Consider the following 25,108-nt stretch of genomic DNA (forward strand, 5'->3'; position numbering starts at 1 on the left):
TGATCACATTATTTGAATGAAAGCCGGGTAAGAGATGAAATCTTCCCGGTTATTTTTTATTTAATTTGTGTTTGTTGAATGATATTTAACCATAAATAAATGGATATTTGTAATATCAGGTACGAGTAATTTAATTAACGATATAAACATTGTTAAAATATCATAATTACAATTTAAGTTAATGTAATTTTATTCTCTAGAGGGGTGGGAAATTAATCTGAAAAAGTGTGATGTAACAGATAGTTTTTTATCTTTGTGGCATAAAATACTGGTCACATAACGCTGTCTTATTCATAATGATTTCTGATGTAAATGATTTTTTAATGAAATATGTTATCTATAACCTTTACATTTTAAAGTTAGTAGATAAACGGATAAATTTTTTACGCAGGAATAAGTTTTTATGCAAGGTAAGTTGATTTTATCTTCAATTTGTTTAGCTTCGGCAATATTAGCAGGGTGTGCGACTGAATCTTCTAATACCGTTCAAGTACAAAAAGTTAATTCTTACAATACCGTATATCAAGGGGTTCGTAGCCCAATTGCGATCGGTAAGTTTGAAAACCGTTCCAGTTATCAAAATGGGATTTTCTCTGATGGCGTTGATCGCCTCGGTAATCAATCTAAAACGATTTTAATCTCACATTTACAGCAGACTGGACGCTTTACGGTGCTGGAGCGTACCAATATGGCGGAACTGAAAGCGGAAGCGGGTTTACAAGGTAAATCGCAGAAGTTAAAAGGTGCCAACTACATTATTACTGGTGATGTGACTGAATTTGGCCGCAAAGAAGTGGGTGATCATCAGTTATGGGGGTTGTTAGGGCGCGGTAAATCACAGGTGGCTTATTCTAAAGTCACGCTGAATGTCGTGAATGTAGAGACTTCCGAAGTAGTTTTTTCTGTAGCGGGAGCAGGAGAATATAAATTATCCAACCGTGAAATTATCGGTTTCGGTGGCACTGCCAGCTATGATTCCACGCTGAATGGTAAAGTATTGGATCTGGCTATTCGTGAAGCGGTAAACCGTCTGGTTGAAAGCATTGAAACCGGTGCATGGAAGCCATCTAATTAATAAATATAGGGATATATGTTCATGATATTAATGAAAAAAGTGGGCTTATTGCTGGCGGCTATGGCTTTAGCGGGTTGTGCCACGCAGCCAAAAACAATTTATGAGTGGGATAAATACCAACCTACAATTTATCAGTATTATCAGCAGGATAAGATGGGATTTGAAGAGCAGCTACAGGCTTTGCAGCAAGTCATTGAAAAGGCTAAAGCGAAGGATAAACCTGTACCGCCTGGTCTGCATGCACAGATTGGTCTGCTTTATAGTAAAACAGGTCGTGTTTCAGAAGCGTTCCATCAGTTTGAAATAGAGAAAAAATTGTTTCCTGAGTCAGCGCCATTTATGGACTTTTTATTAAGTAAAAATAAAGGAACTATGCAATGAACCGTATTCTCGTCACGTTAAGTCTACTGGCGGCATTTGTGCTGACAGGATGTAGTAAATCTGTTCCTTATGATTACACTGCATTTAAAGAAAGCAAACCAAAATCTATTCTGGTTCTGCCGGCGGTGAACAAATCTGTGGAAGTAAAAGCAGGGCACAGCCTAATTTCTCATGTGACATATCCATTGGCGGAATCTGGTTATTATGTCTTTCCGGTTGCTGTTGTGGAAGAAACATTTCAGCAAAATGGTGTGACAGCCGCACAGGATGTTCAGAATATCAGTTACAAAAAATTGCATGATATTTTCGGTGCCGATTCTGCGCTCTATTTGGATATTGAGGAATATGGTACGCAATATCAGATTATCAACAGCGATACTCGTGTAACGGCTTCCGCGAAGTTGGTGGATTTGCGTAGTGGCAAGCAACTGTGGCATGGTCGAGCAATGGCTTCATCAACTGAAAATCAAAACAGTTCGAATAGTCTTATTGGCATGTTGGTGTCTGCCGTAGTTTCACAAATCGCTGATACCATTATGGATAGAGGTCATGAAATCGCTGGCATTACAAGTAACCGCTTACTGACAGCTGGTGGTAGTCACAGTTTGCTGTATGGTCCACGTTCTGAGCATTACGGTAAGGAAAACCAGCAGCATTAATCTCTAATAATAATGAGCAGATATCACATTCTGCTCATTATCACGGTTGTTTTTATGTATAGTAATAATTATTCTTCTTTTGCCATGTTATCAGCAGATGGAGTATTTTTATTTTCAAACTTCGCTTCCAATTCACTTAAACGCTGTTCCATTGCGGTCAATTTTTCACGGGTACGTAACAGAACCTGAGTTTGAATATCAAATTCTTCACGATTCACTAAATCAAGCTTGCCAAGTTGGGATTGCAAAATCATCCGTAATTTTTTCTCTACATCACCACCAAACTCTTTAACCCCCTTTGGTAAAGAATCCTGGATCTGGCGGGCAATTTGTTCAATTTTTTTGGGATCGAGCATGATGCATCCTTTTTATGACATAAATAATTTCTGGATAGTGTAATACCAGATAGTAAAACCACAAGCCATTGTGAGCCAGGTTTCACATTTGATTTTGTTGATTGCCGTCGGCAAATATTAGCGTTATAGTTCACTAGCTTATCTCAGGGCGGGGTGAAAGTCCCCACCGGCGGTAACATTAGGCTATCTTATGGATGGTATAGTGAAGCCCGCGAGCGCTCCGTTTGTAGTTATCTTTATGATAAAGCGGAGGTCAGCAGATCCAGTGTAACTCTGGAGCCGACGGTGATAGTCCGGATGGGAGAGAATAACGGCATCTGTCGGGCTTTGTGCTCGTCTGTTGTTCCGGCTATGGTATTCACACATGATATTAATAATATTAATGTTATGACGTGATGTTATAGCGAGAACTCCTCAAGACCGCCCTGATTCTGGTAATCCATAAATTTTAATGAGGTTTCTTTACCATGAATCAGACGCTACTTTCTGAATATGGCACATCATCAGAACGTGTTGAACACGCCATTGACGCTTTGCGTGATGGAAGAGGGGTGATGGTGCTGGATAATGAAGATCGTGAAAATGAAGGTGATATTATCTTTGCGGCCGAAACAATGACTGTAGAGCAAATGGCACTGACTATTCGTCATGGCAGTGGTATTGTCTGCTTATGTCTGACAGAAAAGCGCCGCCAGCAATTGCAATTGCCTATGATGGTAGAAAATAACTCTAGCCCGTTCCAGACCGCATTCACTGTAACCATTGAGGCCGCTCAAGGGGTAACGACGGGAGTTTCTGCGGCTGACCGTATCACGACCATTCGTGCAGCGATTGCAGATAATGCCAAACCCAGTGATTTGAACCGGCCGGGACATGTTTTTCCACTACGTGCCCAACCTGGTGGTGTGTTGGTTCGTCAGGGGCATACTGAGGCAGCAATTGATTTAGTCAGCTTGGCTGGTTTTAAACCGGCAGGTGTATTGTGCGAATTGACCAATGATGACGGTTCAATGGCGCGTACTCCTGAGGTGGTGCAATTTGCGAAACTGCATAATATGCCAGTAGTCACTATTGAAGATCTGGTAATTTATCGCCAGGCAATGGAACAGAAAGCAAGCTGAGTCGTAATTGTCCGATAAACGGACGAAATATCAGTTATAACCTACATGTTCTCTAAAGTCACAGTTTACGCAAGCTGTGACTTTTCAATTTTTTTGAAAAACTCCATCACCGTTAGCCCACTGTTTTGCTTGTCTGAAAGGCGTAACCTGTCCGCAAGTATTAAAATTACCTATATTTGGTGTGGGAGGTCGTTATGAATATTTCCAGAATGCCGGCACTGTTTATTGGTCATGGCAGTCCAATGAATGTACTGGGAGAAAATCGCTATACCAATGTGTGGCGTGAACTTGGTGAAAGACTGCCTGTACCTAGAGCGATTTTGGCGATTTCTGCTCATTGGTATACCAATGGCACAGCAGTAACCGCCATGAGTCAACCGAGGACTATTCATGATTTTCGTGGCTTTCCACAGGAATTGTATGAAATTCAGTATCCGGCTAAGGGCTCGCCTGAATTGGCCGCTTTAGTGCAAGAGATGCTGGAACCTGTGGAAGTTTATGCTGATCATCATCAATGGGGGTTGGATCATGGGACTTGGGGAATTCTGGTTAAGATGTATCCTCAGGCCAATATTCCAGTCATTCAACTGAGTATAGATGATACCAAACCAGCGACGTACCATTATGAATTAGGGAAAAAGCTGGCTGTTTTACGAGATGAAGGTGTTTTAATCCTCGGGAGTGGTAATGTGGTACACAATCTTCATACCATGAAGCGGCAGGAACCTGATGCTGATCCGTATCCTTGGGCAGAAACATTTAACCGTTATGTGAGTGATAACCTTACCAGCAATGAACAGCCTTACCCTTTGATTCATGCACTGGACAGGGAAGAGGGGCAGTTATCCAATCCATCTCCTGAACACTTTTTACCGTTGCTGTATATCATGGGAACGTGGGATAGGAAAGAAGCGGTTTCCATTCCTGTAGATGGTCTTGAGTCTGGTTCGCTGAGTATGTTGTCTGTGCAGGTTGGTTGAATAGTTAACTTCTGTGGCTATCATATTGATTGAAAGCCCTTTCTCCTTTTGTTAGGATGACCGACGGCGAGATCATCGCCACCTTGTCCGCGGAAAGGGCTGCGCCCATGATCATTGAAACGATATGCCGTATGGCTTTCCCTTTTCTGTCTGATTGGCGGACACAGACTTTAGAAAAGGGCTGCGATCATGACTCAACCCAGAGCTTCGTCTTTATTTTCCCCTTCACCATTTAGAATTACTCTTGAACAGCAGCGTAAGCGGGCAAAAGAGTTGCGTAATGCATTGCGACAATCATTTCCTGAAGCAATTGAGCGTTTTCGTCGCCATTATCCGCATTTAACGCAAGATGAATTGGTTCAACAGCACAATCGATTGAGTGATGCTCAGTGGATAATTGCCCGTGAACTGGGACTTCCGAGTTGGTCTAAATTGAAAGCCCATGTGACAGCGATGGAACAGGCCCGAATAGCGATCCAAACTCAGGGCTTAACACCAGATCATGAACTTTCGACGCTACATATTCGTTGCGGATCTGATATCCAGAACAATCTTACTCTGGCAGGCTTTCGCGGAGACTTTTTGGCCTACAGTGATCCATTCTGCCAAGGGCCGGTAGTGTCAGATAAGAGTTGGTTATCGAAACGGGTAAAATTTCTTTCTGAACATTATGTTGCACGGATTGGTGTCAATCAGAATCAACTTATTTATCAGCGTGAACAGGAAGAGCAAATTTTGTTATCTGCTTCTGCCAAATATCAGCGCGTCGTACTGTGGTTTGAGCATGATAGCTATGACCAATTGACTCTCGCCCGATGCTTGGCGCATTTTAATAGATATCCTGCGTCATTACTGGAGATGGTGACAGTCAATCATTACCCTGGCAGCAGGCGGTTTATTGGGCTTGGGCAGTTGCCTGAGGAATCATTGCTTCTGTTGTGGCAGAATCGCCAGCCAGTTACGGCTATTCAGTGTCAATTGGGGAGCGAAGTTTGGGAGCAGTTTCGTTCAGATAATCCTTCACATTTAATTGAAATGGTAGGAAAAGTAGCACATGAGCTTCCTTACCTCTCTCAGGCATTACTTCGTCATTGTCAGGAATTTCCTTCATTTGATAATGGATTGGGTTTGACAGAGCAATTAGTGCTGAATATTTTGGCGGAGCAGCCTTGTACAAATGAGCAATTATTTCAGCAACTGACAGAGCATCATGAACCTCTGCCTTGGTTGGGAGGTGTGTGTATCACGGGAGATCAATCTTGTTGGCGTTGGGATCAGCAACGGAGAACTCTGATATTTTCAGATTGATATGTCAAACTAAAGTTGAAGATGCAGGTTTTGTTGAAACTTTGGTTGTAGATTGAAATATGTTAAAGATTCATGAGTAGATTAATAGAGTGCGAGCGAAAAAAGCCGTAAATGAGAATCACTGTAATTAAAGTCACATAGCGACGGCGTGGTTCTAGATCTCGCAGAGGTTGAGCCGCCATGACGAAGGATGGCATTAAGTGTGTAATGGTGGATCGGTTCGGCATTGCTGTCGGTAAGGCAAATGGACTACCTGATCGGTAACAGGCAAGACAAAACAGCGAGGAATACTATTTCCTTGTTTTTGAAAACGTAGGTTTGTGAAAGGCGTGATATCGCTATTTTTCTTGAAACGATGTTATCAAAATACTACATTATCAATGGATTTCAATAATGAGGAATGGTCATGATAAGTGTTCCCCGAGTACCTGTCGGTACAATTAAAAGCTTTGGTGCATTTGGGCCTAAATATGAAGTGGGGCAACTGATTCGCCCGTTAGAGGATGGTGACTGGTTGGTTGAGGTTGTGCTGGTTGAAACTGGTGAGAAGACTGAATATCGTCTGAAACATGTCAACGATGATCCTAAGGCGGCCTGAATGTACGCCATTGCATTTGATTTAGTTGTTGTTGACACAGAACAGCATCATCCTAAAGGGGTCTCACAAGCGTACGCTGAAATTGGTGCAACGCTGGCGCAATATGGTTTTCGGCGTGTACAAGGCAGTTTGTATATCAGTGACGATGAGAATATGCTCAGCTTTTTATGGCGATCCAATCCCTCAAGGCGCAATCTTGGTTTCCTCCGTCAGTCCGTGATATTCGTGCGTTCCGTATTGAACAGTGGTCTGATTTTACGTCCGTAGTCAAAGATAAGTAAATTGGCTATGACGTGTTTTTACATTCAATAATGTATTGTGTTTCATTGGAGTTTGAAACTTTATAATCAAACTCGTTCTTTTCCCGTTTTTAGTGATAGTGAATTTAGTTGCGAAGATTTGGTTTCAAATTTACTCGGTTTCTATAAGTCTGTATTACCAAGAAATTATATGTCTTTAACAAAGCCTAAAAATAAAGAATATGACTATAAGATATGGGGTTATTATGGACCTGTTGATAAATATCTTATGAAAAAGATATTGTTATTAGTCATTATAAACCTACAACGATTTATGGCCTGAAATTATGAAGAAATTAACCATAACAATAGTGATGATACTAATGATGGCGTTATCTTGTATATGTTTATTTTTATGGTTATTTATGATGCCTAATGTTCTTTATAAAGAAAGTGATTTTTTAAAGTATCATCTTCTTACTAATGAAAAAATAAAAGAAGCTCCTCGTATTTCTAAAAATTATTTTTTTGAATATTATCCTAATGATGAATCATCGCCGATATATAGCTCCGTTTATTTTTGTGATTTGATAGACATGGATAATAGCTATAATAGAATGATTAATTATATGAAATCAACTGGTTATACAGTAAATAATGATGAAATATGGTATATGAAAGGTTTTGAGACTATATATGATGATTCTTTTATATTGTCAAAATCGTCTGTAGTTGAGAATGAGAAAAAAGAACATTGCTTAGCATTAACCTTCGCTGAAAATGTTAAATGAGTTTAATAAGCTCTAATTATTGTTTGATATTATGAAAACTATTCATAAAGGAAATAAATGTTTGATATTGGTTTTTTCAAAAGAGATAAAATAATTGAAAATATATTGGGGATTTCTCCCCAATATATTAATTTTAACTGACCCTTTCATCCCATATACTATATCCAGATGTACCTGCAATATGGTGTTTCCATGTTATATTGCCATAGGCAATGGATATTATTTCGTAGGGCTGTGCGTCATTATGGGTAAGTGAATTAGGATAATGGGTGGATATGCTTTTTATCGAGGCGTGCATAATTTCAATTGAATAATATTTTTCCTGAGCACCATTATTTGATGTTCTATAAAAATCTAATCTACAATTGATAGATTCATTTTCTGATATTGCTATGCCTAATAGCGGAGATGACTTATCTATAGGTTTAGTGATTGAGATAGGTGCATGATTAACATTCTGTTCTCTGCTGATATCGTGGTCAAATGAGTAAACATAAATTTCATTTTCATGACCAGTTTGATATTTATTGCCGATGGAATCATAGGTAGAACAACCACTGGATATAAGCCCTTGTTTCTTACCTGTAATGGTTAAATATATTGTGTTCGCCATAGTATTTACCTTTATTATAAATTTATAAGGGTACAAAGTTTCTTCATTGGATATTTAAGGGAGGAATTTTGGATATTTAACTCTATTCCTCATTCCTCCCTATTCGGAATTAATCCAAAATAATATGTGGGTAGAAGCGGGATAAATCCTGAGTTATAAGTTCGCTGTCTTCCCGCAAACCAATACCGCAAGGCTGATCATTTACCAGCCAGCTACCAATTAACGTATAATTGTCCCCGAATTTTGGCAGTGTATGAAATTGCTGAACGATCATACCTTCTTTACCATAAGGGCCATCAACATTGGCAATTTCCTTGCCATTTTCAATAATACGGATATTAGCCCCCTCCCGTGAGAACAGTGGCTTAATAACATAGCTCTCCATTGCCGGATAATTATCATCGGCGAAATAAGCGGGTAGCAGGTTTGGATGATTTGGAAACATCTTCCACAACATTGGTAGCAATGCTTTGTTAGAGATAATACTTTTCCAGGCGGGTTCTAACCAACGAACGCCAGCATCTTCTAATTTGGTCGCGAAAATCTCACGGAACATCAGCTCCCAAGGGTAGAGTTTGAACAAATTACTGATCACCTGGTCTTGCTGGTCAGTAAACTGGCCTTTTTCCCCCAGACCGATATCTTCAATAAATAAGAACTCTGTTGGAACACCCGCTTCCAGTGCACAATCTTGCAAGTATTGAACAGTACCGCGATCTTCTTCCGTATCCTGACAGCAGGCCATGTGCAGTAAGCCAAAGCCATGTTCATCACGCAACTGAGCAAAGCGTTCGATCAATTGCTCTTGCATGCTGTTGAATTGATCGGCATGTGCTGGTAGTAACCCGGCATTCATCTGATCTTCTAACCAGATCCATTGGAAAAAAGCGGATTCATACAGCGAAGTTGGTGTATCAGCATTATTTTCCAACAATTTTGCCGGGCTTTTACCGTCGTAAACCAAATCTAAACGGGAATAGAGTGATGGCTGACTGGTAATCCAGGAGCTACGAACAAAATCCCAACAATGCTTTGGAATCTGAAATTTAGTCAGCAACTCTTCACTATCGACGACTTTCTCCACTACCTGCAAACACATTTGGTGTAGTTCAGCGGTGGTAGCTTCGATTTCTTCAATTTGGGCAAGAGAAAACTGGTAATAAGCATCTTCACACCAGTAAGGTTCGTCATACATGGTGTGAAAATTAAAGCCATATTCTATCGCTTTTTCACGCCAGTCCGGGCGTTCAGTAATAGCAATACGTTTCATCCGTGGTTAGCCTCCCACTGAACGGGATGTGGAGCCAGAAGAGGCGCTGCTGCGTTGCATGGCTGACTGTTTTGCAACAGAGTCACCGAAGCCGCCACGGGTAATGGTTGTGGTTGTTGCTGGTTTTGGCGCCATAGCTGTTTTAGGCACTGTCATGGAACGACCGCCTGCGGTTGCAGGGCCATAGCTTTTACCCGACGCATCAACGAATTGACCGTTTGCCGGGCTGGTGGCGGATTTGGAGCTAAACAGAGGTTGTGACGGCGCTGAACCGCCTCCCATTAGACGCCCCATCATATAACCTGCCATCAGCGGCATCCAGAAGCTGCCGCTTTGCTGCTGCTGTGCCTGAGCTTGGCCATTGGTGGAGGTACTGGAAGTAGAGGTACCAGGGCCAGCTTGTGCCGGGGTTTGAGTACATTGTGCTTCACCAAATTCAGCAATACAGTCTTCTTTGGTGGCATATTTAGGCGCTGTTTTTTCCGCTTCTTTCAACGCATTGTTATAAGCAGTAGTACATTGCTCACTTTGTGATGGATTGGCTTTAGAACATTCATCTGCATTCATGTAAAGAGAGACAGTTTCATCACTCTTTTCACAGGCAGATAACATGAAAACCGCACTGACAGCCATTGCCACAGGTGCAAGGCGATAGTTACGCCAAGCCTTACGGAAGGTGCCGTGGTTAATATCTTTGGTCCGCTTTATTGTCATAGTCGTATACCCAGATTTTAGGTGTCTATAATTCTTGCATGAAATAGTCTTAAGGATAGGGGAAATATGAACAAAATTAAAGCATAAACCTTCAAATTGCTAGCCTGATTTTTTGTCTGATAAAGGGATTGCCGGATATTGAGTGTCTGGTGTTCTGTTTAATCTGGTTTTAATGTTGAAAAACCTCCATTTTTTAGAAAAATAGTGCTGTAATTAATATTTTATGGTATTAATCTGAAATCCATTAATTACGGTAAATTAAGGGTGATTGAATATGTAACATGATGATGTAAGTGAATCTACTAATTATATTCTCTATTTTATATCTCCAGAAAATAATCCTAGGAATATAATCTTAAATTAATAACAGGCATTATTATATTATTGGTGTTGTATTTTCTATTTTAATTAAGGAATTAAGTAGCATGGATAAAATTCAATATCCAGAAAAGTGGCAGACGCGTTTTGCATTCTTTGAAAAAAATGGTGCTCCCAAAACGCCTGAGCATAAAGCTGCCATGAAAGCAGAACCCTCTATGCGTCGTATATTGTTGAACATGAATTTTATTGCCTTCTTTTTTGGTTTTATTTACTTCTTTGTTCTAGGATTATGGCGGAAAAATCTGACGTTATTTGGCATTGCTGTTGTCGTGATGATGATATTGGGGGTTATGGAAGGCGTTCTGGGGATTGAACTCCCTTTTGCTGCTATTTTGGCGGTTCAGTTTAGTTTTGCGGCAATATGGAGTACTACTGCTAATTATGCTTATTATTTGAAAGAAACAGTGAATAGCAAGAGCTGGAATCCATTTGAAGGACTTTTCTGAGTTATATATTTTCTGCATTAAGGTAAATATCGGATTTTCTTTCGGAGTAAATTGCTGCTGATTGGAAATAAAACAGCCCGCTTTATGGCGGGCCGTTAATTAGTGAAGGTGAAAGAGTGAATTAATTACGGCCAGATGTTGTTGGTTTTGCTGTTTCTTGAACAATGCTGTTAGCGGAAGTTGAGAGCTGTTTACCTAGCGAATGATTCAGAGCAACTAAATCCTTCTCATTTAGCGTACCAAGTGCGTGCTGAATATTCAGTTGATTAATCAGATAATCATAGCGAGCATTGGATAGCTTTTGTTTGGCATCGTACAACTTGGTAGTGGCATTCAGTACATCCACAATGGTACGTGTACCAACTTGATAACCTGCTTCCATTGCGTCGAGAGAGCTTTGCGCCGAAACAACAAGCTGTTTATAGGCGTCGATACTGCTGATGGAAGCAGATATGTTGTTAAAGGAAGAACGGACAGTCTGTACAACATTACGGTAAGCGCTCTCTAATTGTTCACTGGCGCTGACAAAACCATATTGTGCCTGTTCAACTCGGGAACTGGTTGCGCCTCCGCTATAAATTGGCAGACGAAGCGTCAGGGCAACGCTGTTCTCGCCATTATAGGCACTTTCTTTGCTGCCTGCTTGACGATTAGAACCATGAAACTGGCTATTTGAAACATTGGTAGAAGCGCCTAAATCAATAGTTGGCATATGGCCGGTTTGGGCTGCTTTGATTTGTTCACGAGCCAGATCCTGACCTAAGCGGGCAGATAGCAGATTTAAATTACGTTTCTCTGCCTCTTTTAGCAGAATATCCACTGCTGCTGGTTTCTGTGTTTTGAAATGATCAATATTCAGCGAGGCTAGGCGAGGGTAATAAATACCCGTTACCTGACGCAGAGCTTCCAGTGCATTGTCCAGATCATTACGGCTGACAACTTCCTGAGCGAGTACGTCATCGTAGTTAGCACGGGCGTTCTGGACATCAGTAATTGCAACCAGACCGACATTAAAACGTTGAGTCGTTTGGTCCAACTGGCGGTAAATGGCCGCTTTCTGAGCTTCAATGTAGGAGAGCGTATCAATGGTGCGTAGTACTTTGAAATAAGCTGTTGCACTATCCAGAATCAGTTTTTGCTCACTGCTTTGATAGGTAACATCAGCAATACCTGCCGTTTTTTCTTCTAAGTTCAATTGGCGCCATTTAGACATATCAAAAATGGTCTGACTCAAGCCAAGCTTCGCATTCAATGTATTGCTTTCTGTATCACGTTGATCGCGGTAACCACTGTTATAGGAGTATCCGGTATTTAATTCCAACTGAGGTAATAATGGGCTACGGGATTCATTAATTTTTTCAAAAGCTTTATTACGTTCAGCCATTGATTTACGTAGTTCAGGGTTACTCTCTTTTGCTTGCTTATAAACTTGCAAAAGATCTTCCGCCTGACTCATCGAACTAAATCCCGTCAGGCTCATAGCGATAAAAATGGAGAGCAGTTTCTTCATTGTAATTCCTTGATTGCACAGCTATTTTGCTCGTTGTCTGTCCCATTAGGCTATTTTATTTGCCATGCTTTGTAATAAAGAGTGAATGCTCTGGGGGCTGCCCGCTGCCCGAGTTCACTGTTCAATTACAAGAACGGCCTGCACCAATTACGCCTATTGGGATAGACTCTTACGTTGCCTTGGTGAAAAACGAAATGTTACTGATTCTAGCAGAGTATGCTATCAGCCAAAGGTAGCCGTTTGTGCCATATTGCCTTAATTTAGCTTAACTTTACACCACCAAAGGATGAATTTTTTAACTCCGCTTGATTAATATCATCTTAGTGGCTAGCAAGTAAGAAACTATTTAGGAGAATTTTATGCATAAGAAGCCGTCAACACCAGTCATATTGGATAAGCAGGATGTGGAAATTATCACGAAAAAAAGTTTATACAATGGGTTCTTTAAACTGACAAATTACCGCTTCCGTCATCGCTTGTTTGCTGGTGGTTGGAGTGAAGAGGTTAGCCGTGAAGTTTTTGAGCGGGGCCATGCCGGTGCGTTGTTGCCTTATGATCCACGTCGTGATGAGGTTGTGTTGATAGAGCAGATACGTATTCCGGCAATAGAGACGAAAGCAACGCCGTGGTTACTGGAAATTGTTGCCGGTATGATTGAAGAGGGCGAAGAGGTGGAACAGGTGGTACGCCGCGAAACAATGGAAGAGGCAGGAATTGAAGTTAAACGTTGCAAGCCGGTGTTGAGTTATCTCTCCAGCCCAGGAGGAACAACTGAACGTATCTCTGTGATGGTGGGGGAAGTGGATGCGACGACAGCGACGGGTATTCATGGATTATCTGGTGAACATGAAGATATTCGGGTGCATGTAGTCAGTCGTGAACAAGCTTATCATTGGATGGAAGAAGGAATTATTGATAATGCTGCTTCCGTTATTGCGATACAATGGCTGGCATTACACCATGAAAAATTAAAAAAAGAGTGGAATTCAGATAATTCCTAATTTTTAACCGAGAAAAGGGAAGTGTGTGCCAGTCAGCAGATCTCTTGCGTTAAAACGAGTTATGATGCTCGCCGATGACTTATAGGACAAGGAAACCATTTGGAAAGCCAGTTTGAACTGCCTGTGGTAGAGGGAACCACAGCCAAAATATTGCAAATAACAGATACGCATCTTTTTGCCAGCAAAGAAGATACTTTATTGGGTATCAATACGTATCGCAGTTACCAGGCGGTGCTGGATGCCATCCTCAAGCAAAATGCTGATATTGATTTAATCGTAGCGACAGGTGATTTGGTGCAAGATCAGTCGCTGGAAGCTTATCGACATTTCGCTGAGGGTATTGCCCGTTTACCGGCGCCTTGTGTCTGGTTGCCGGGTAATCATGATTACCAGCCCGCGATGGTGGATGCCTTGGCGGCGGCTGGCGTTTCTCCGTCGAAACAAATTTTAGTCGGTAAGCACTGGCAACTTCTGATGCTTGATAGTCAGGTGCAGGGCGTTCCTCATGGGGAGTTGTCGGAATATCAGCTTGAATGGATGAAAAAGTGCCTGGATCAGTACCCTGAACGTTACACGGTGATCCTGCTTCATCATCATCCATTACCATCAGGTTGTACTTGGCTGGATCAGCATAGTTTGCGCAATTCACATATTCTGGCCCAGTATCTGCAAGGTTACTCACGGGTTAAGGCGATGCTTTGTGGACATATCCATCAGGAGATGGATATGGATTGGAATGGCATCCGTATGATGGCGACACCATCAACAAGCGTGCAATTCAAGCCACATTGCACTAATTTTACGCTTGATACGGTCGCGCCGGGGTGGCGTTATCTCGAATTGTCTATTTCTGACCGTGGCGAATTTGGTCTGACAACTCAGGTCCATCGACTGGAGAGCAATGAGTTCTGCCCTGATTTGGATTCGGATGGATATTAGGTTGTGTTTGTCTCTTTGTGCCGCTGTGTTACTCTCTGTTTATTGGATTTATCAAGCCTCACCATTTGTGGCTTGTTGCACAGGAGTGTAGTGGCCGGTGGTATTTACGCACAATTGAGGAGTACGGCCTGATGTCAACGTTACTCTATTTGCACGGTTTTAACAGCTCCCCACAGTCTGCAAAAGCAAATGCCCTAAAAGCGTGGCTGCATCAGCATCATCCTGACATTGAAATGCTGGTGCCTCAGTTACCGCCTTATCCGGAAGAAGCGGCTGAGTTGCTGGAAAATTTGGTGATGGAGCGTGCCGGGGATAATTTGGGTATCGTTGGCTCTTCTCTCGGTGGTTATCTGGCGATATGGCTTTCACAATGTTTCAGCTTGCCTGCTGTCGTTGTCAATCCAGCCGTGCGTCCGTTTGAGTTACTGCGGGATTATCTTGGGGAAAATATTAATCCCTATACCAACCAACGATATACGTTGGAACCGCGCCATGTTCATGATCTCAAAATCATGCAGATTGAACCTCTGGAGTCACCGGATCTTATCTGGTTATTGCAGCAAACCGGAGATGAGGTACTTGATTACCGCCAGGCGGTTGCTTATCTGGTATTATGTAAGCAAACTATTGAATCTGGCGGTAATCATGCCTTTATCGGGTTTGAACACTATTTCCCACAAATCATCAATTTTCTTGGGCTTTCTAATGATGGTGAGAAAAAACTTGCCAAAAATGTTTGAACGACTGGTATTATCAACAGTATACAAAACTGATTAGCCCTTTAATCAAGAAGCAACCAACAGAATTACAACATGACTCAATCTAGTTACAACGCAGATGCCATTGAAGTTCTCAGTGGTCTGGAGCCGGTTCGCCGTCGTCCGGGAATGTACACTGATACAACTCGTCCGAACCATTTGGCACAGGAAGTGATCGATAACAGCGTGGATGAAGCTTTGGCGGGGCACGCTAAACATATTGAAGTGATCCTTCATAGCGATCAGTCACTGGAGGTCATTGATGATGGCCGCGGCATGCCGGTTGATATTCATCCAGAAGAAGGGGTTTCAGCGGTTGAATTGATCCTGAGCCGTTTACATGCCGGTGGTAAATTTTCGAATAAAAACTATCAGTTTTCTGGTGGCCTCCACGGTGTGGGGATCTCGGTGGTTAACGCTTTGTCCAAGCGGATTGAAGTCACTGTTCGCCGTAATAGTCAGGTTTATCAGATTGCTTTTGAAAATGGCGATAAAGTGCAGGAACTGACAGTGATAGGCAGTTGTGGTAAACGCAACACCGGTACCAGTGTTCACTTCTGGCCTGATGAAAGTTTCTTTGACAGCCCACGTTTCTCGGTTTCTCGCTTGACTCATTTGTTGAAGGCGAAAGCGGTTTTATGTCCGGGAGTAGAAATTGTTTTTAAAGACAAGATCAACGATACAGAACAGAAATGGTGTTATGCCGATGGTCTGACTGATTATCTCATGGCGGCGGTTAATGGCCTGATAACATTGCCGGCAGCACCTTTTGTCGGTACTTTCAGTGGCATAACCGAAGCGGTTGACTGGGCGTTGCTTTGGCTGCCGGAAGGGGGAGAATTACTGGCTGAAAGTTATGTGAACCTTATCCCGACGATGCAGGGTGGAACACATGTAAACGGGCTGCGTCAGGGATTATTGGATGCAATGCGTGAATTTTGCGAATTTCGCAATATCATGCCACGTGGCGTGAAGCTTGCCGCCGATGATATTTGGGATCGCTGTACTTATGTTCTGTCGGTAAAAATGCAGGACCCGCAATTTGCTGGTCAGACAAAAGAACGCCTCTCTTCGCGCCAATCTGCCGCCTTTGTTTCTGGTGTTGTTAAAGATGCTTTCAGTTTGTGGCTGAACCAGAACGTTCAAGAGGCAGAGCAACTGGCTGAATTGGCGATTGCCAGCGCACAACGTAGAATGCGTGCCGCGAAAAAGGTTGTACGTAAGAAATTGACCAGCGGCCCGGCGTTACCGGGGAAACTGGCTGATTGCACATCACAGGATCTCAATTTCACGGAGCTGTTTCTGGTGGAAGGCGATTCTGCGGGAGGCTCGGCAAAACAGGCGCGTGACCGTGAATATCAAGCGATCATGCCGCTGAAAGGGAAGATTCTGAATACTTGGGAAGTCTCTTCGGATGAAGTGTTGGCATCACAGGAAGTCCATGATATCTCCGTTGCGATTGGGATCGACCCGGATAGCCACGATCTCAGCCAGTTACGTTATGGCAAAATCTGTATTCTGGCGGATGCAGACTCAGACGGTTTGCATATTGCGACGCTGTTATGCGCACTGTTTGTCCGCCATTTTCCAACGTTGGTTAAAAATGGCCATGTTTATATGGCAATGCCGCCTTTATATCGTATTGATCTAGGTAAAGAAGTGTATTACGCACTGGATGAAGAGGAAAAAAGCGCGGTGTTGGATCGCCTAAGCCGCAAACGGGGTAAGCCTAACGTACAGCGTTTTAAAGGATTGGGTGAAATGAATCCCATGCAATTGCGTGAAACAACGTTAGACCCGAATACCCGCCGTCTGGTGCAATTGACTATCGATGATGAAAACTATCAAGAAACCTTCTCTGTGATGGATATGCTTCTGGCGAAGAAGCGTTCAGAAGATCGCCGTAACTGGCTGCAAGAGAAGGGCGATAGTGTAGAAATTGAAGTGTAACACCCACAGGGATAGTCAAAGAAGATTTTGAGGAAATTAGCGAATGAGTGAGATAACTCACGATGGCGTGGAGCGTTTGCCGCTCCACTCATTTACGGAAACCGCCTACCTGAACTACTCCATGTACGTCATCATGGATAGGGCGCTGCCTTTTATCGGTGACGGTTTGAAACCGGTTCAGCGCCGTATTGTTTATGCCATGTCGGAATTGGGCTTGAACAATACCGCCAAATTTAAGAAATCCGCCCGTACCGTGGGTGATGTACTGGGTAAATACCATCCACATGGCGATGGCGCCTGTTATGAAGCGATGGTGCTCATGGCGCAGCCATTTTCTTACCGTTATCCTTTAGTGGATGGGCAAGGCAACTGGGGGGCGCCGGATGATCCCAAATCTTTCGCCGCGATGCGTTATACCGAGTCTCGCCTGTCCAAATATGCCGAGTTGCTGTTGACTGAGTTAGGCCACGGTACCGTTGACTGGGTGCCAAACTTTGACGGCACGTTGCAGGAACCGAAAATGCTGCCGGCGCGTCTGCCAAATATTTTGCTGAATGGCACCACCGGTATTGCGGTGGGGATGGCGACAGATATTCCGCCCCATAATGCTCGTGAAGTGGCGAACGCGCTGGTTATGCTGCTGGATAAGCCGCAGAGTTCCCTTGATGATTTGATGGAGTATGTTAAAGGCCCTGATTATCCGACCGAAGCAGAGATCATCACTTCTCACGAAGATATCCGTAAGATTTATAAAAATGGCCGTGGTTCAGTACGGATGCGTGCTGTTTGGTCGAAAGAAGATGGCAATGTCGTGATCACTGCGCTGCCGCATCAGGTTTCTGGCGCCAAAGTGTTGGAACAGATCGCTAACCAAATGCGGGCTAAAAAGCTGCCGATGGTTGATGACTTGCGTGATGAATCGGATCATGAAAATCCAACGCGTCTGGTTATTGTCCCTCGCACAAACCGGGTTGATTTGGAACTGGTGATGAATCATCTGTTTGCGACCACAGATTTGGAAAAGAGTTATCGCGTCAACCTGAATATGATTGGGTTGGATAACCGTCCGACCGTGAAAGGGTTGGTTGAGATCCTCTCCGAATGGCTGATATTCCGCCGGGAAACCGTTCGTAAGCGTCTGAACCATCGTCTGGAAAAAGTCCTTAAGCGCCTGCATGTGCTGGAAGGCTTACTGATCGCATTTCTCAATATTGATGAAGTTATTCACATTATCCGTAGTGAAGATGAACCAAAACCGGTATTAATGTCACGTTTTGGTTTAAGTGAGACGCAAACAGAAGCTATTCTTGAGCTGAAATTACGCCACTTAGCTAAACTGGAAGAGGTGAAAATCCGTGGCGAACAGAATGAGCTGGCAAAAGAGCGTGATAAGTTACAGGCGATTCTGGGGTCTGAGCGCAAACTGAACACGCTGTTGAAGAAAGAGATCGTGGCTGATGCGGCCACTTATGGTGATGAGCGTCGTTCTCCAATGAGAGAGCGTGATGAAGCCAAAGCGATGAGTGAGCATGACATTGCGCCTTCTGAGCCGGTGACTATCGTATTGTCTGAGATGGGTTGGGTTCGCAGTGCGAAAGGCCACGATATCGATCCGGCCGGGTTGAATTACAAAGCGGGCGATAGTTTCCGTGGCGCAGCCCGAGGTAAGAGTAACCAGCCGGTTGTTTTTATTGATACAACAGGTCGCAGTTACTCGCTTGATTCGAAGGATTTGCCTTCTGCCAGAGGGCAAGGGGAACCACTGACCGGGAAACTGACTTTGCCTGCTGGGGCAACGGTGGAGCATGTACTGATGGCGCCTGATGAGCAGAAGTTTCTGATGGCCTCTGATGCCGGTTATGGCTTTATCTGTAATTTTAGTGATTTGGTCGCTAAAAACCGAGCGGGTAAGGCACTGATTACCTTGCCGGAAAATGCTCGCGTCATGACGCCGCTGGAAATAACTCACCCGCAGGATGATATGTTGCTGGCAATAACCAGCTCAGGTCGAATGTTAATGTTCCCGGTTGCAGATTTGCCTCAGCTTTCTAAAGGGAAAGGGAATAAGATAATTTCTGTTCAGTCAGCCTCAGAAAATGACCTGTTGAGTTGGTTATTGATACTATCGCCACAATCGTCTATTACACTTTACTTTGGCAAACGTAAATTGACGCTGCGTCCTGAAGATCTTCAGAAATTCCGGGCAGAACGTGGTCGTAAGGGAACCCCTCTACCTCGAGGGTTGCAGCGTATTGAACGGGTTCAGGTTGAGACACCATCTGCTATTGCGTAACTAAATAGTAGGATTAAATAAGAGGGGATTATGTTAGCAATTATTCGCGGCATTATTGTTATTCTGTTTTCGATTGTAGTGTGTGTCTCTGGTGCTATTTACTGTTTATTCAGGCCACGTCATCCTGACCATGTTATGGTGTTTGGGAATATGTTTGGTCGGTTGTCGAAAATATTTGGCGTCAAAATTATTGAACGTATTCCTGCGGAAGCCAGGCATTATGGTCCGAGTATCTACATTGGCAACCACCAAAACAACTATGACATGATAACCATGTCCAATGCGGTTCAGCCTGGTACTGTGACGGTAGGTAAAAAAAGTCTGGTGCTGATCCCATTTTTTGGTCAGCTTTATTGGCTGGCAGGTAATATCCTAATTGATCGTGCTAACCGTGCTAAAGCACATGGCACGATTGCCCAGGTTGTGGAGCAGATTAAAAATCGTCGTCTTTCTGTTTGGATGTTCCCGGAAGGTACCCGCAGTCGTGGCCGAGGTTTGTTGCCGTTTAAAACCGGTGCTTTTCACGCTGCGATCTCGGCGGGAGTACCGATTGTCCCGGTCTGCGTTTCTTCCATTACTAATGACAATATTAAGTTGAATCGCTGGAATAATGGCTCAGTCATTGTTGAAATGTTGCCACCCATTGATACTTCTGGATATACCAAAGATCAGGTGCGTGAACTGGCGGAATATTGTCATCAGATAATGAAAGCTAAAATAGAGGAGCTGGATGAGGAATTGGCTGCAATGGAGAAACAGGATAAGTACTCATAACAGGTTATTCTTGACCACTCTTTTATAATAAAGTGTGGGACTGACAAAGGCGATAGCTTTTAAACGTACTTTAATCCTCACATATTTAGTATATGTGAGGATTTTTGTTCGTTGTCCATGATCACAATTTATTATTAGTCGGAAATGACATGTACTTCGCTGGATGGGAAAGATTCGTGTAATGCATTCAGATAGTTTAATTCCCTTCATATTCGCGTTATGATGAGCGCTTGATAAATAATGTTTTTGTTAAGCGCAATCAAAAGGATAATAAGCTTCAATAACTTCAATAATGAGTTATTCGCTGCCGGGGTGAATGATTGCAGTGTCTCAACTATTTTTGAGCCATATAAACCCGGAATTTAATTAGGTTTATCGCGGAGAAAATATGTCATTTAGTCGGCGCCAATTTATTCAGGTATCAGGCTTGGCGATGTGTATCGGCGCCGCTCCTTTATGGGTTCGGGCCAGCAAAAATCATCAGACTGCTTTGCCGGTTCCCCCTTTATTGGAATCCCGTAGTGGGCAACCGTTATTTCTGACTTTACAAAAAGCGCATTGGACTTTTGATGGACAATATAAAACCAGTGTGTGGGGGATTAATGGCCAATATCTTGGTCCGACTGTACGGGTTCATAAAAACGATGATGTCAAACTGATATACAGCAATCGGCTATCGGAGCCGGTTTCAATGACCGTCAGCGGATTACAATTACCGGGTACATTGATTGGCGGGGTCGCCCGTCAGATTTCTCCGGGGTCTGATTGGTCGCCAGTGTTGCCTATTCGTCAGCAGGCGGCAACTTGCTGGTATCATGCCAATACACCTAATCGGATGGCGCCGCATGTTTATAAGGGTTTAGCTGGCATGTGGTTGGTGGAAGATGAAACCAGCCGCCATTTGCCGTTGCCAAAACATTATGGCGTTAATGATTTCCCGATTATTCTTCAAGATAAACGGTTGGATAACTTTGGGGTTCCTGAATATCAGCCAGCTTCTGATAGCGGATTTATTGGTAATACTCTGTTAGTGAATGGCGTACAAAATCCTTTCATTGAAGTATCTCGTGGCTGGATTCGTTTACGGTTACTAAATGCATCCAATGCCCGCCGATATCAGTTACAGATCAGCGATGGTCGTCCTTTCTATATGATAGGCACTGATTTGGGACTGTTGCCTGCGCCGATAGCCGTTCAGCAACTCTCCCTTGCGCCGGGAGAACGGCGTGAAGTATTGATTGATATGTCCAAAGAGGAAGAAGTTGTTGTTACCGCCGGTGAATCAGCCGGGATACTTGATAAGTTACGTGGGCTGTTTGAACCTTCCACTGTGTTGGTTTCCAGCACCGTTCTGACCATTAAGGCAACAGGTTTATTATCTTTGGTGACAGATGATCTCCCATCTCGTCTGGTTGATGATGTGACGCCGGTTTCCAATGCAATCCGTAACCGGGAAATTTACCTTGATGGTAATATGCCGGGAATTAACGGTGCGTTATGGGATATGAATCGGGTAGATATTACTAGCCAACAAGGAACGTGGGAGCGTTGGATCGTAAATGCCTCTGTCCCACAACCGTTCCATATTGAAGGTGTGCAGTTTAAGGTGATTAACCACAATGGTGGGACACCTCAACCGCAAGATTATGGTTGGAAGGATACCGTTTGGGTTGATGGGCGGGTGGAATTACTGGTTTATATGAACCAGCCCTCTTATGAACACTTCCCATTCCTCTATTACAGCCAGATTCTGGAAATGGCTGATCGCGGCTCTGTTGGGCAATTAGTGACTATACCGGTCAATCAATAATGAAAATAGCTCAGCAAAATCGGGGCGCGGCGTTGATGCCGCGCACGTTTTAATTCTGTTTTGCCCACTATCACCTTATCAATTTTATCCGCTGTTTTTCAGCACTTATCATTAGCATTCCTTTGCTCAAGAAGCTCAAGGAATTCACTGAAATCAACGAATGTTTCAGGGGTTGGCCCCAGACGTTTACCGATATCTAGCGTAGTCATCGCGGTCAGATCTTCTTTTTCTAGTTTGAAGTCGAACACATCAAAGTTCTCTTTAATTCTTGATAACGTGGTTGATTTTGGGATCACAATCATACCGTTATCAATGTGCCAGCGGATAACAACTTGCGCGGGTGTTTTGCCATACTTCTGTGCCAGATGTTGAACCAGTGGATTATCGAATACGTCTTCTCCTCCTTGTGCTAGCGGGCTCCAGGATTCGGTAACGATATTATGTGTCGCATTCCAGGCATGAAGCTGACGTTGTTGTAACAGCGGGTGCAACTCAATCTGATTAATGACGGGATGAACGCCGGTTTCATTGATTAGTCGCTGGATATGTTCAGGTTGGAAATTAGAAACGCCGATACTACGAATAAGCTCCTCTCTCTGCAATTCAATCAATTGTTGCCAGGCGTTAACATATTGATTTTGCGGTGGTGCCGGCCAGTGGATAAGGTAAAGGTCAACATAATCCAGTTGCAACTTTTCCAAACTTTCTGACAGAGCGGCACGGACATCATTGTGCCTATCATTCCACAATTTGGTGGTGATAAAGATATCCTCACGGGGGATATCTGTTTCTTGTAACGCGTTGCCTACGCCTTTCTCATTGTTGTAGATAGCGGCGGTATCAATTGCCCGATAACCGATATCTAGTGCTGCATGGATTGTTTCTGCTATCTGTTGGTCATCTGCGGCCCATGATCCAAGTCCCAATTGTGGCATGTGATTCCCATCAGCAAGTCTGATAATAGGTTGATTATCCATTACTAACTCCTATAGAAAGATAGACTTAAAATATCAGCTAAAATCATGGCGATTGATATTAAGTTGATATTAAGAGTAATTGAAGAAAGTAATACAATTGGCGTGATCCAAGCCATGATTGTGATCAACACATGGTCAAGTGCATAGATTGACCGATTTGGTGATGCATCGATACCAAGAATATCACTTAGTGGCTGAGCTTGAGTCCATATAATATTGGTACATTAAGTTAAGGATAAAAACCTTGCTGCTGCTTGTAAACCATGATGACTTTTATTTACGTTTTGCCGCCGAGATTTTCTTGTGGCGCCAATACATCAGCAAGGAGGCGCTTAAACCACTTAACAACAACACTAGGGGTAAAATTATCAAAATGTTCATCACCAGATCTTGGTGATTCTTAATAAACGGGATCTGATTGAGGAGATAACCAAAACCGACCACGATGACAACCCATAATAAGCCACTTAACCAGTTAAAAACTTGAAAGCGTTTACTGTTAAGGCCGGATATACCAGCCAATGTTGGTAACAGAGTGCGGACAAAAGCCAAAAAACGGCCGATCAGTAAAGCGGCCAGACCATGTTTGAAAAACAACTCGTTAGCGCGTTGGCGATACTGAATAGGAAGTTGTGCCAGCCAATTCTTAACTCGTTTGGTATCACCAAGCCATAGCCCTTGAAGATAACCAAGCCAGCAGCCGATACTTGCCGCTGTTGTTAATATAAAAACGGTTGGGATAAAGCTCATGACTCCCTTGGCAATTAATGCGCCAGAAAGGATTAACAGAGTATCACCGGGTAGAAAGGCGGCAGGTAATAAGCCATTTTCCAGAACCAGTGTCACAAATAGAATGCCATAGATAATCCAAACAACATCGGGGTTGGCAAGTTTAGAAAAGTCATGCTGCCATAATGCCTGCATGATCCCGTTTAGTACTTCCATTGCTTATCCTGTGACTGTTAATAAATAAATTTATTGCATCTGTATATATAAAGTCAGTTTACAGTAAAAGCTTAAGCATGGCTTGACTTTATCCCTTATAAGGGAAAATTAATGGCTGATACTAATGAATCAATTGGGCACATAACCATTAAACAAAAGTTAAAAAAATAGAAAAGGAGCGATTCATCGCAACCCTTTCAAAATACATTTTAAGGCTCGCTCATCAAAATCGATGTTAAATTTCATCTAGGTTAACTCTGATCCGCTTTGCTGGATTTTTGATACGCTCACGAACCACATCCAGAAATATCCCCATCATTATCATTTTCAGCTGCGTTGTAAGACACTTTTTTTAGGTCATGCTTATTACCATATGCCCTTTTTGTTCTCTCATCATCTACCCAGCCAAAGATAATAATTTTACTTTCGGCGTGGAAACGGAAAAAAGGCGATATTGTTGGAAAAATTTTGCTCTGAACCAGTGTTGTCTTTTTCCACCCAATGTGTCACCTAAACGAAAGGCTATATTAGCTGGATCATTGGGAATAATTTCAGTAACGAGTTTTATGATTGCAGTCAGGCGTTTTGTATCATTTTTTTTCAAGTAGTCATTTGGATATTTTTGCTGAAGTTGTACTACCTTATCTATTGCTTGTTTTAATTGTTCTATAAAGCATGGATGAGCAAAAAGAGTCCATCCGTTTATTACACACACTCGATCGTACATAGTTCTTTACTCATCGTCAGCAGATAATGGGTTGTTCAGATGTATGTCTATTCCAGCGACAAGTGACTTTGCCCGGTTAATAAGCTGTTCATCTAATTGCTGTACTTGTTCAGGATATTTCTGAATGTCTTTTGCTAGAAAGTTCAGAAATGATTCTATGACAAGATCTTTTTCTTCTTCGCTGTTTTTACGACTAATAAGTACATCACCGGAAGATAAAATTTTATATGCGATACTGTTATGACCTGGTTTTAGCAAAATCCGCCGTAAACCCTCGCCCAATGCGGGCGGTGATATAAGGCGAAAAGCCCGCAGGGCTTTCAGGTTATTAACCATCACGTTCACTGGCAGCCCGGGGGGGACACGGCCAAAAAAAGCGGTTAAAATACATAAACTATCCCGATGAGCGCTGATGATGTTAAGAGCCACCAAAGTCCGCATTTACCCGACACCCGAACAGGCTGATTATCTCAATGCTCAGTTCGGTGCGGT

Annotated in this window: 26 protein-coding genes, 1 pseudogene and 1 riboswitch; of the genes and pseudogenes, 18 read left to right on the top strand and 9 right to left on the bottom strand. The window is 42.9% G+C overall.

All coding sequences use genetic code 11. The features are described 5' to 3' along the window. Positions 1 to 403 precede the first annotated feature (403 nt). From EAE93_RS18335 to EAE93_RS18345, 3 genes are read left to right on the top strand one after another with little or no spacing between them, the layout of a single operon-like run. Positions 404 to 1,075 (top strand): CsgG/HfaB family protein, encoded by a 672-nt coding sequence (locus EAE93_RS18335; protein ID WP_036778318.1) that lies wholly within the window; start codon positions 404 to 406, stop codon positions 1,073 to 1,075. A gap of 21 nt (positions 1,076 to 1,096) precedes the next feature. Next, positions 1,097 to 1,456, top strand: coding sequence for a DUF4810 domain-containing protein (locus tag EAE93_RS18340; RefSeq protein WP_214040266.1), 360 nt, complete (start codon positions 1,097 to 1,099; stop codon positions 1,454 to 1,456). Then, positions 1,453 to 2,115 carry a DUF799 domain-containing protein gene (locus EAE93_RS18345; protein WP_036808664.1) on the top strand — a complete coding sequence of 221 codons (663 nt, stop codon included), beginning with the start codon at positions 1,453 to 1,455 and terminating at the stop codon, positions 2,113 to 2,115. The genes EAE93_RS18340 and EAE93_RS18345 overlap by 4 nt, the downstream gene beginning before the upstream one ends. Before the next feature lie 68 nt (positions 2,116 to 2,183). Here EAE93_RS18345 and ubiK read toward each other — a convergent pair whose 3' ends face one another. After that, positions 2,184 to 2,471 (bottom strand): ubiquinone biosynthesis accessory factor UbiK, encoded by a 288-nt coding sequence (ubiK, locus tag EAE93_RS18350; protein WP_040148857.1) that lies wholly within the window; start codon positions 2,469 to 2,471, stop codon positions 2,184 to 2,186. Positions 2,472 to 2,607: 136 nt separating this feature from the next. Continuing rightward, positions 2,608 to 2,784: riboswitch (FMN riboswitch) on the top strand. Positions 2,785 to 2,938: 154 nt separating this feature from the next. Between ubiK and ribB the strand changes: the two genes are divergently transcribed. The 6 genes from ribB (at position 2,939) to EAE93_RS18380 (ending at position 7,508) form a co-directional block, all read left to right on the top strand. After that, positions 2,939 to 3,592: a 3,4-dihydroxy-2-butanone-4-phosphate synthase gene (ribB, locus tag EAE93_RS18355; RefSeq protein ID WP_214040267.1), complete on the top strand. Its 654-nt coding sequence runs from the start codon at positions 2,939 to 2,941 to the stop codon at positions 3,590 to 3,592. Positions 3,593 to 3,786: 194 nt separating this feature from the next. Beyond that, entirely contained in the window at positions 3,787 to 4,572 is a 786-nt protein-coding gene (gene ygiD, locus EAE93_RS18360) for a 4,5-DOPA-extradiol-dioxygenase (RefSeq protein WP_214040268.1), read from the top strand. Between the two features lie 189 nt (positions 4,573 to 4,761). Next, positions 4,762 to 5,880 carry a DUF1835 domain-containing protein gene (locus tag EAE93_RS18365; protein WP_214040269.1) on the top strand — a complete coding sequence of 373 codons (1,119 nt, stop codon included), beginning with the start codon at positions 4,762 to 4,764 and terminating at the stop codon, positions 5,878 to 5,880. A gap of 406 nt (positions 5,881 to 6,286) precedes the next feature. After that, a complete protein-coding gene (locus EAE93_RS18370; RefSeq protein ID WP_036808671.1) occupies positions 6,287 to 6,478 on the top strand; it encodes a DUF5397 family protein in 192 nt (63 codons plus the stop codon). Then, positions 6,479 to 6,745, top strand: coding sequence for a virulence factor (locus EAE93_RS18375; RefSeq protein WP_269468848.1), 267 nt, complete (start codon positions 6,479 to 6,481; stop codon positions 6,743 to 6,745). It abuts the gene before it with no gap. Between the two features lie 319 nt (positions 6,746 to 7,064). Further along, positions 7,065 to 7,508, top strand: a complete 444-nt coding sequence (locus EAE93_RS18380; RefSeq protein WP_144408116.1) for a hypothetical protein — start codon at positions 7,065 to 7,067, stop codon at positions 7,506 to 7,508. Positions 7,509 to 7,641: 133 nt separating this feature from the next. Here EAE93_RS18380 and EAE93_RS18385 read toward each other — a convergent pair whose 3' ends face one another. The 3 genes from EAE93_RS18385 to EAE93_RS18395 form a co-directional block, all read right to left on the bottom strand. Then, the gene (locus EAE93_RS18385; protein ID WP_036808674.1) at positions 7,642 to 8,121 is read right to left on the bottom strand and encodes an Hcp family type VI secretion system effector; all 480 of its coding nucleotides are present in this window, start codon (positions 8,119 to 8,121) and stop codon (positions 7,642 to 7,644) included. A 109-nt stretch (positions 8,122 to 8,230) separates the two neighbouring features. Continuing rightward, entirely contained in the window at positions 8,231 to 9,391 is a 1,161-nt protein-coding gene (locus EAE93_RS18390; protein WP_214040270.1) for a glutathionylspermidine synthase family protein, read from the bottom strand. 6 nt (positions 9,392 to 9,397) lie between these two features. Continuing rightward, entirely contained in the window at positions 9,398 to 10,099 is a 702-nt protein-coding gene (locus EAE93_RS18395) for a DUF1190 family protein (protein WP_181148331.1), read from the bottom strand. Positions 10,100 to 10,530: 431 nt separating this feature from the next. On the opposite strand from EAE93_RS18395, the gene EAE93_RS18400 reads away from it, so the two are divergent. After that, complete coding sequence (locus EAE93_RS18400) at positions 10,531 to 10,932, top strand: DUF2628 domain-containing protein (protein WP_110086192.1); 402 nt, start codon at positions 10,531 to 10,533, stop codon at positions 10,930 to 10,932. 121 nt (positions 10,933 to 11,053) lie between these two features. Here EAE93_RS18400 and tolC read toward each other — a convergent pair whose 3' ends face one another. Next, positions 11,054 to 12,442, bottom strand: a complete 1,389-nt coding sequence (gene tolC / locus EAE93_RS18405) for an outer membrane channel protein TolC (protein WP_040148867.1) — start codon at positions 12,440 to 12,442, stop codon at positions 11,054 to 11,056. A 359-nt stretch (positions 12,443 to 12,801) separates the two neighbouring features. Here tolC and nudF point away from each other — a divergent pair, with 359 nt between their 5' ends. The 7 genes from nudF to ftsP all read left to right on the top strand — a co-directional run bounded on the left by nudF (position 12,802) and on the right by ftsP (position 21,967). Then, a complete protein-coding gene (gene nudF / locus EAE93_RS18410; protein ID WP_036808686.1) occupies positions 12,802 to 13,443 on the top strand; it encodes an ADP-ribose diphosphatase in 642 nt (213 codons plus the stop codon). Positions 13,444 to 13,542: 99 nt separating this feature from the next. Further along, a complete protein-coding gene (gene cpdA / locus EAE93_RS18415; protein WP_214040271.1) occupies positions 13,543 to 14,382 on the top strand; it encodes a 3',5'-cyclic-AMP phosphodiesterase in 840 nt (279 codons plus the stop codon). 131 nt (positions 14,383 to 14,513) lie between these two features. Further along, the gene (yqiA, locus tag EAE93_RS18420) at positions 14,514 to 15,122 is read left to right on the top strand and encodes an esterase YqiA (RefSeq protein ID WP_036808689.1); all 609 of its coding nucleotides are present in this window, start codon (positions 14,514 to 14,516) and stop codon (positions 15,120 to 15,122) included. A 72-nt stretch (positions 15,123 to 15,194) separates the two neighbouring features. After that, positions 15,195 to 17,090, top strand: coding sequence for a DNA topoisomerase IV subunit B (parE, locus tag EAE93_RS18425; protein WP_036778340.1), 1,896 nt, complete (start codon positions 15,195 to 15,197; stop codon positions 17,088 to 17,090). A 43-nt stretch (positions 17,091 to 17,133) separates the two neighbouring features. Continuing rightward, complete coding sequence (gene parC, locus EAE93_RS18430; protein WP_214040272.1) at positions 17,134 to 19,383, top strand: DNA topoisomerase IV subunit A; 2,250 nt, start codon at positions 17,134 to 17,136, stop codon at positions 19,381 to 19,383. A 30-nt stretch (positions 19,384 to 19,413) separates the two neighbouring features. Continuing rightward, on the top strand, positions 19,414 to 20,157 hold the full coding sequence (locus EAE93_RS18435) for a 1-acylglycerol-3-phosphate O-acyltransferase (protein ID WP_105396756.1): 744 nt from the start codon (positions 19,414 to 19,416) through the stop codon (positions 20,155 to 20,157). Positions 20,158 to 20,545: 388 nt separating this feature from the next. After that, a complete protein-coding gene (gene ftsP / locus EAE93_RS18440) occupies positions 20,546 to 21,967 on the top strand; it encodes a cell division protein FtsP (RefSeq protein ID WP_214040273.1) in 1,422 nt (473 codons plus the stop codon). Between the two features lie 98 nt (positions 21,968 to 22,065). On the opposite strand, the gene dkgA is transcribed toward ftsP, so the two are convergent. The 4 genes and pseudogenes from dkgA to EAE93_RS18460 all read right to left on the bottom strand — a co-directional run bounded on the left by dkgA (position 22,066) and on the right by EAE93_RS18460 (position 25,057). Further along, a complete protein-coding gene (dkgA, locus tag EAE93_RS18445; protein WP_110086189.1) occupies positions 22,066 to 22,944 on the bottom strand; it encodes a 2,5-didehydrogluconate reductase DkgA in 879 nt (292 codons plus the stop codon). A gap of 273 nt (positions 22,945 to 23,217) precedes the next feature. Further along, positions 23,218 to 23,889, bottom strand: a complete 672-nt coding sequence (locus EAE93_RS18450; RefSeq protein ID WP_036808701.1) for a DedA family protein — start codon at positions 23,887 to 23,889, stop codon at positions 23,218 to 23,220. A gap of 287 nt (positions 23,890 to 24,176) precedes the next feature. Next, positions 24,177 to 24,616 (bottom strand): annotated as a pseudogene (locus tag EAE93_RS18455) (type II toxin-antitoxin system YhaV family toxin). 6 nt (positions 24,617 to 24,622) lie between these two features. Continuing rightward, positions 24,623 to 25,057, bottom strand: a complete 435-nt coding sequence (locus EAE93_RS18460; protein WP_248000783.1) for a type II toxin-antitoxin system PrlF family antitoxin — start codon at positions 25,055 to 25,057, stop codon at positions 24,623 to 24,625. Here EAE93_RS18460 and EAE93_RS18465 point away from each other — a divergent pair. Then, a partial coding sequence (locus EAE93_RS18465) for a helix-turn-helix domain-containing protein (RefSeq protein ID WP_214040141.1) occupies positions 25,032 to 25,108 on the top strand: 77 nt, incomplete at its 3' end. The genes EAE93_RS18460 and EAE93_RS18465 overlap by 26 nt on opposite strands.

The sequence above is a fragment of the Photorhabdus akhurstii genome, assembly GCF_018448925.1.
Classification (GTDB): Bacteria; Pseudomonadota; Gammaproteobacteria; order Enterobacterales; family Enterobacteriaceae; genus Photorhabdus; species Photorhabdus akhurstii.

Excerpts from the sequence above, each read along its gene's own strand:
- EAE93_RS18335 (WP_036778318.1), top strand. The coding sequence starts at position 404 with ATGCAAGGTAAGTTGATTTTATCTTCAATTTGTTTAGCTTCGGCAATA.
- EAE93_RS18340 (WP_214040266.1), top strand. The coding sequence starts at position 1,097 with ATGATATTAATGAAAAAAGTGGGCTTATTGCTGGCGGCTATGGCTTTA.
- EAE93_RS18345 (WP_036808664.1), top strand. The coding sequence starts at position 1,453 with ATGAACCGTATTCTCGTCACGTTAAGTCTACTGGCGGCATTTGTGCTG.
- ubiK (WP_040148857.1), bottom strand. The coding sequence starts at position 2,471 with ATGCTCGATCCCAAAAAAATTGAACAAATTGCCCGCCAGATCCAGGAT.
- ribB (WP_214040267.1), top strand. The coding sequence starts at position 2,939 with ATGAATCAGACGCTACTTTCTGAATATGGCACATCATCAGAACGTGTT.
- ygiD (WP_214040268.1), top strand. The coding sequence starts at position 3,787 with ATGAATATTTCCAGAATGCCGGCACTGTTTATTGGTCATGGCAGTCCA.
- EAE93_RS18365 (WP_214040269.1), top strand. The coding sequence starts at position 4,762 with ATGACTCAACCCAGAGCTTCGTCTTTATTTTCCCCTTCACCATTTAGA.
- EAE93_RS18370 (WP_036808671.1), top strand. The coding sequence starts at position 6,287 with ATGATAAGTGTTCCCCGAGTACCTGTCGGTACAATTAAAAGCTTTGGT.
- EAE93_RS18375 (WP_269468848.1), top strand. The coding sequence starts at position 6,479 with ATGTACGCCATTGCATTTGATTTAGTTGTTGTTGACACAGAACAGCAT.
- EAE93_RS18380 (WP_144408116.1), top strand. The coding sequence starts at position 7,065 with ATGAAGAAATTAACCATAACAATAGTGATGATACTAATGATGGCGTTA.
- EAE93_RS18385 (WP_036808674.1), bottom strand. The coding sequence starts at position 8,121 with ATGGCGAACACAATATATTTAACCATTACAGGTAAGAAACAAGGGCTT.
- EAE93_RS18390 (WP_214040270.1), bottom strand. The coding sequence starts at position 9,391 with ATGAAACGTATTGCTATTACTGAACGCCCGGACTGGCGTGAAAAAGCG.
- EAE93_RS18400 (WP_110086192.1), top strand. The coding sequence starts at position 10,531 with ATGGATAAAATTCAATATCCAGAAAAGTGGCAGACGCGTTTTGCATTC.
- tolC (WP_040148867.1), bottom strand. The coding sequence starts at position 12,442 with ATGAAGAAACTGCTCTCCATTTTTATCGCTATGAGCCTGACGGGATTT.
- nudF (WP_036808686.1), top strand. The coding sequence starts at position 12,802 with ATGCATAAGAAGCCGTCAACACCAGTCATATTGGATAAGCAGGATGTG.
- yqiA (WP_036808689.1), top strand. The coding sequence starts at position 14,514 with ATGTCAACGTTACTCTATTTGCACGGTTTTAACAGCTCCCCACAGTCT.
- parE (WP_036778340.1), top strand. The coding sequence starts at position 15,195 with ATGACTCAATCTAGTTACAACGCAGATGCCATTGAAGTTCTCAGTGGT.
- parC (WP_214040272.1), top strand. The coding sequence starts at position 17,134 with ATGAGTGAGATAACTCACGATGGCGTGGAGCGTTTGCCGCTCCACTCA.
- EAE93_RS18435 (WP_105396756.1), top strand. The coding sequence starts at position 19,414 with ATGTTAGCAATTATTCGCGGCATTATTGTTATTCTGTTTTCGATTGTA.
- ftsP (WP_214040273.1), top strand. The coding sequence starts at position 20,546 with ATGTCATTTAGTCGGCGCCAATTTATTCAGGTATCAGGCTTGGCGATG.
- dkgA (WP_110086189.1), bottom strand. The coding sequence starts at position 22,944 with ATGGATAATCAACCTATTATCAGACTTGCTGATGGGAATCACATGCCA.
- EAE93_RS18450 (WP_036808701.1), bottom strand. The coding sequence starts at position 23,889 with ATGGAAGTACTAAACGGGATCATGCAGGCATTATGGCAGCATGACTTT.
- EAE93_RS18460 (WP_248000783.1), bottom strand. The coding sequence starts at position 25,057 with ATGCGGACTTTGGTGGCTCTTAACATCATCAGCGCTCATCGGGATAGT.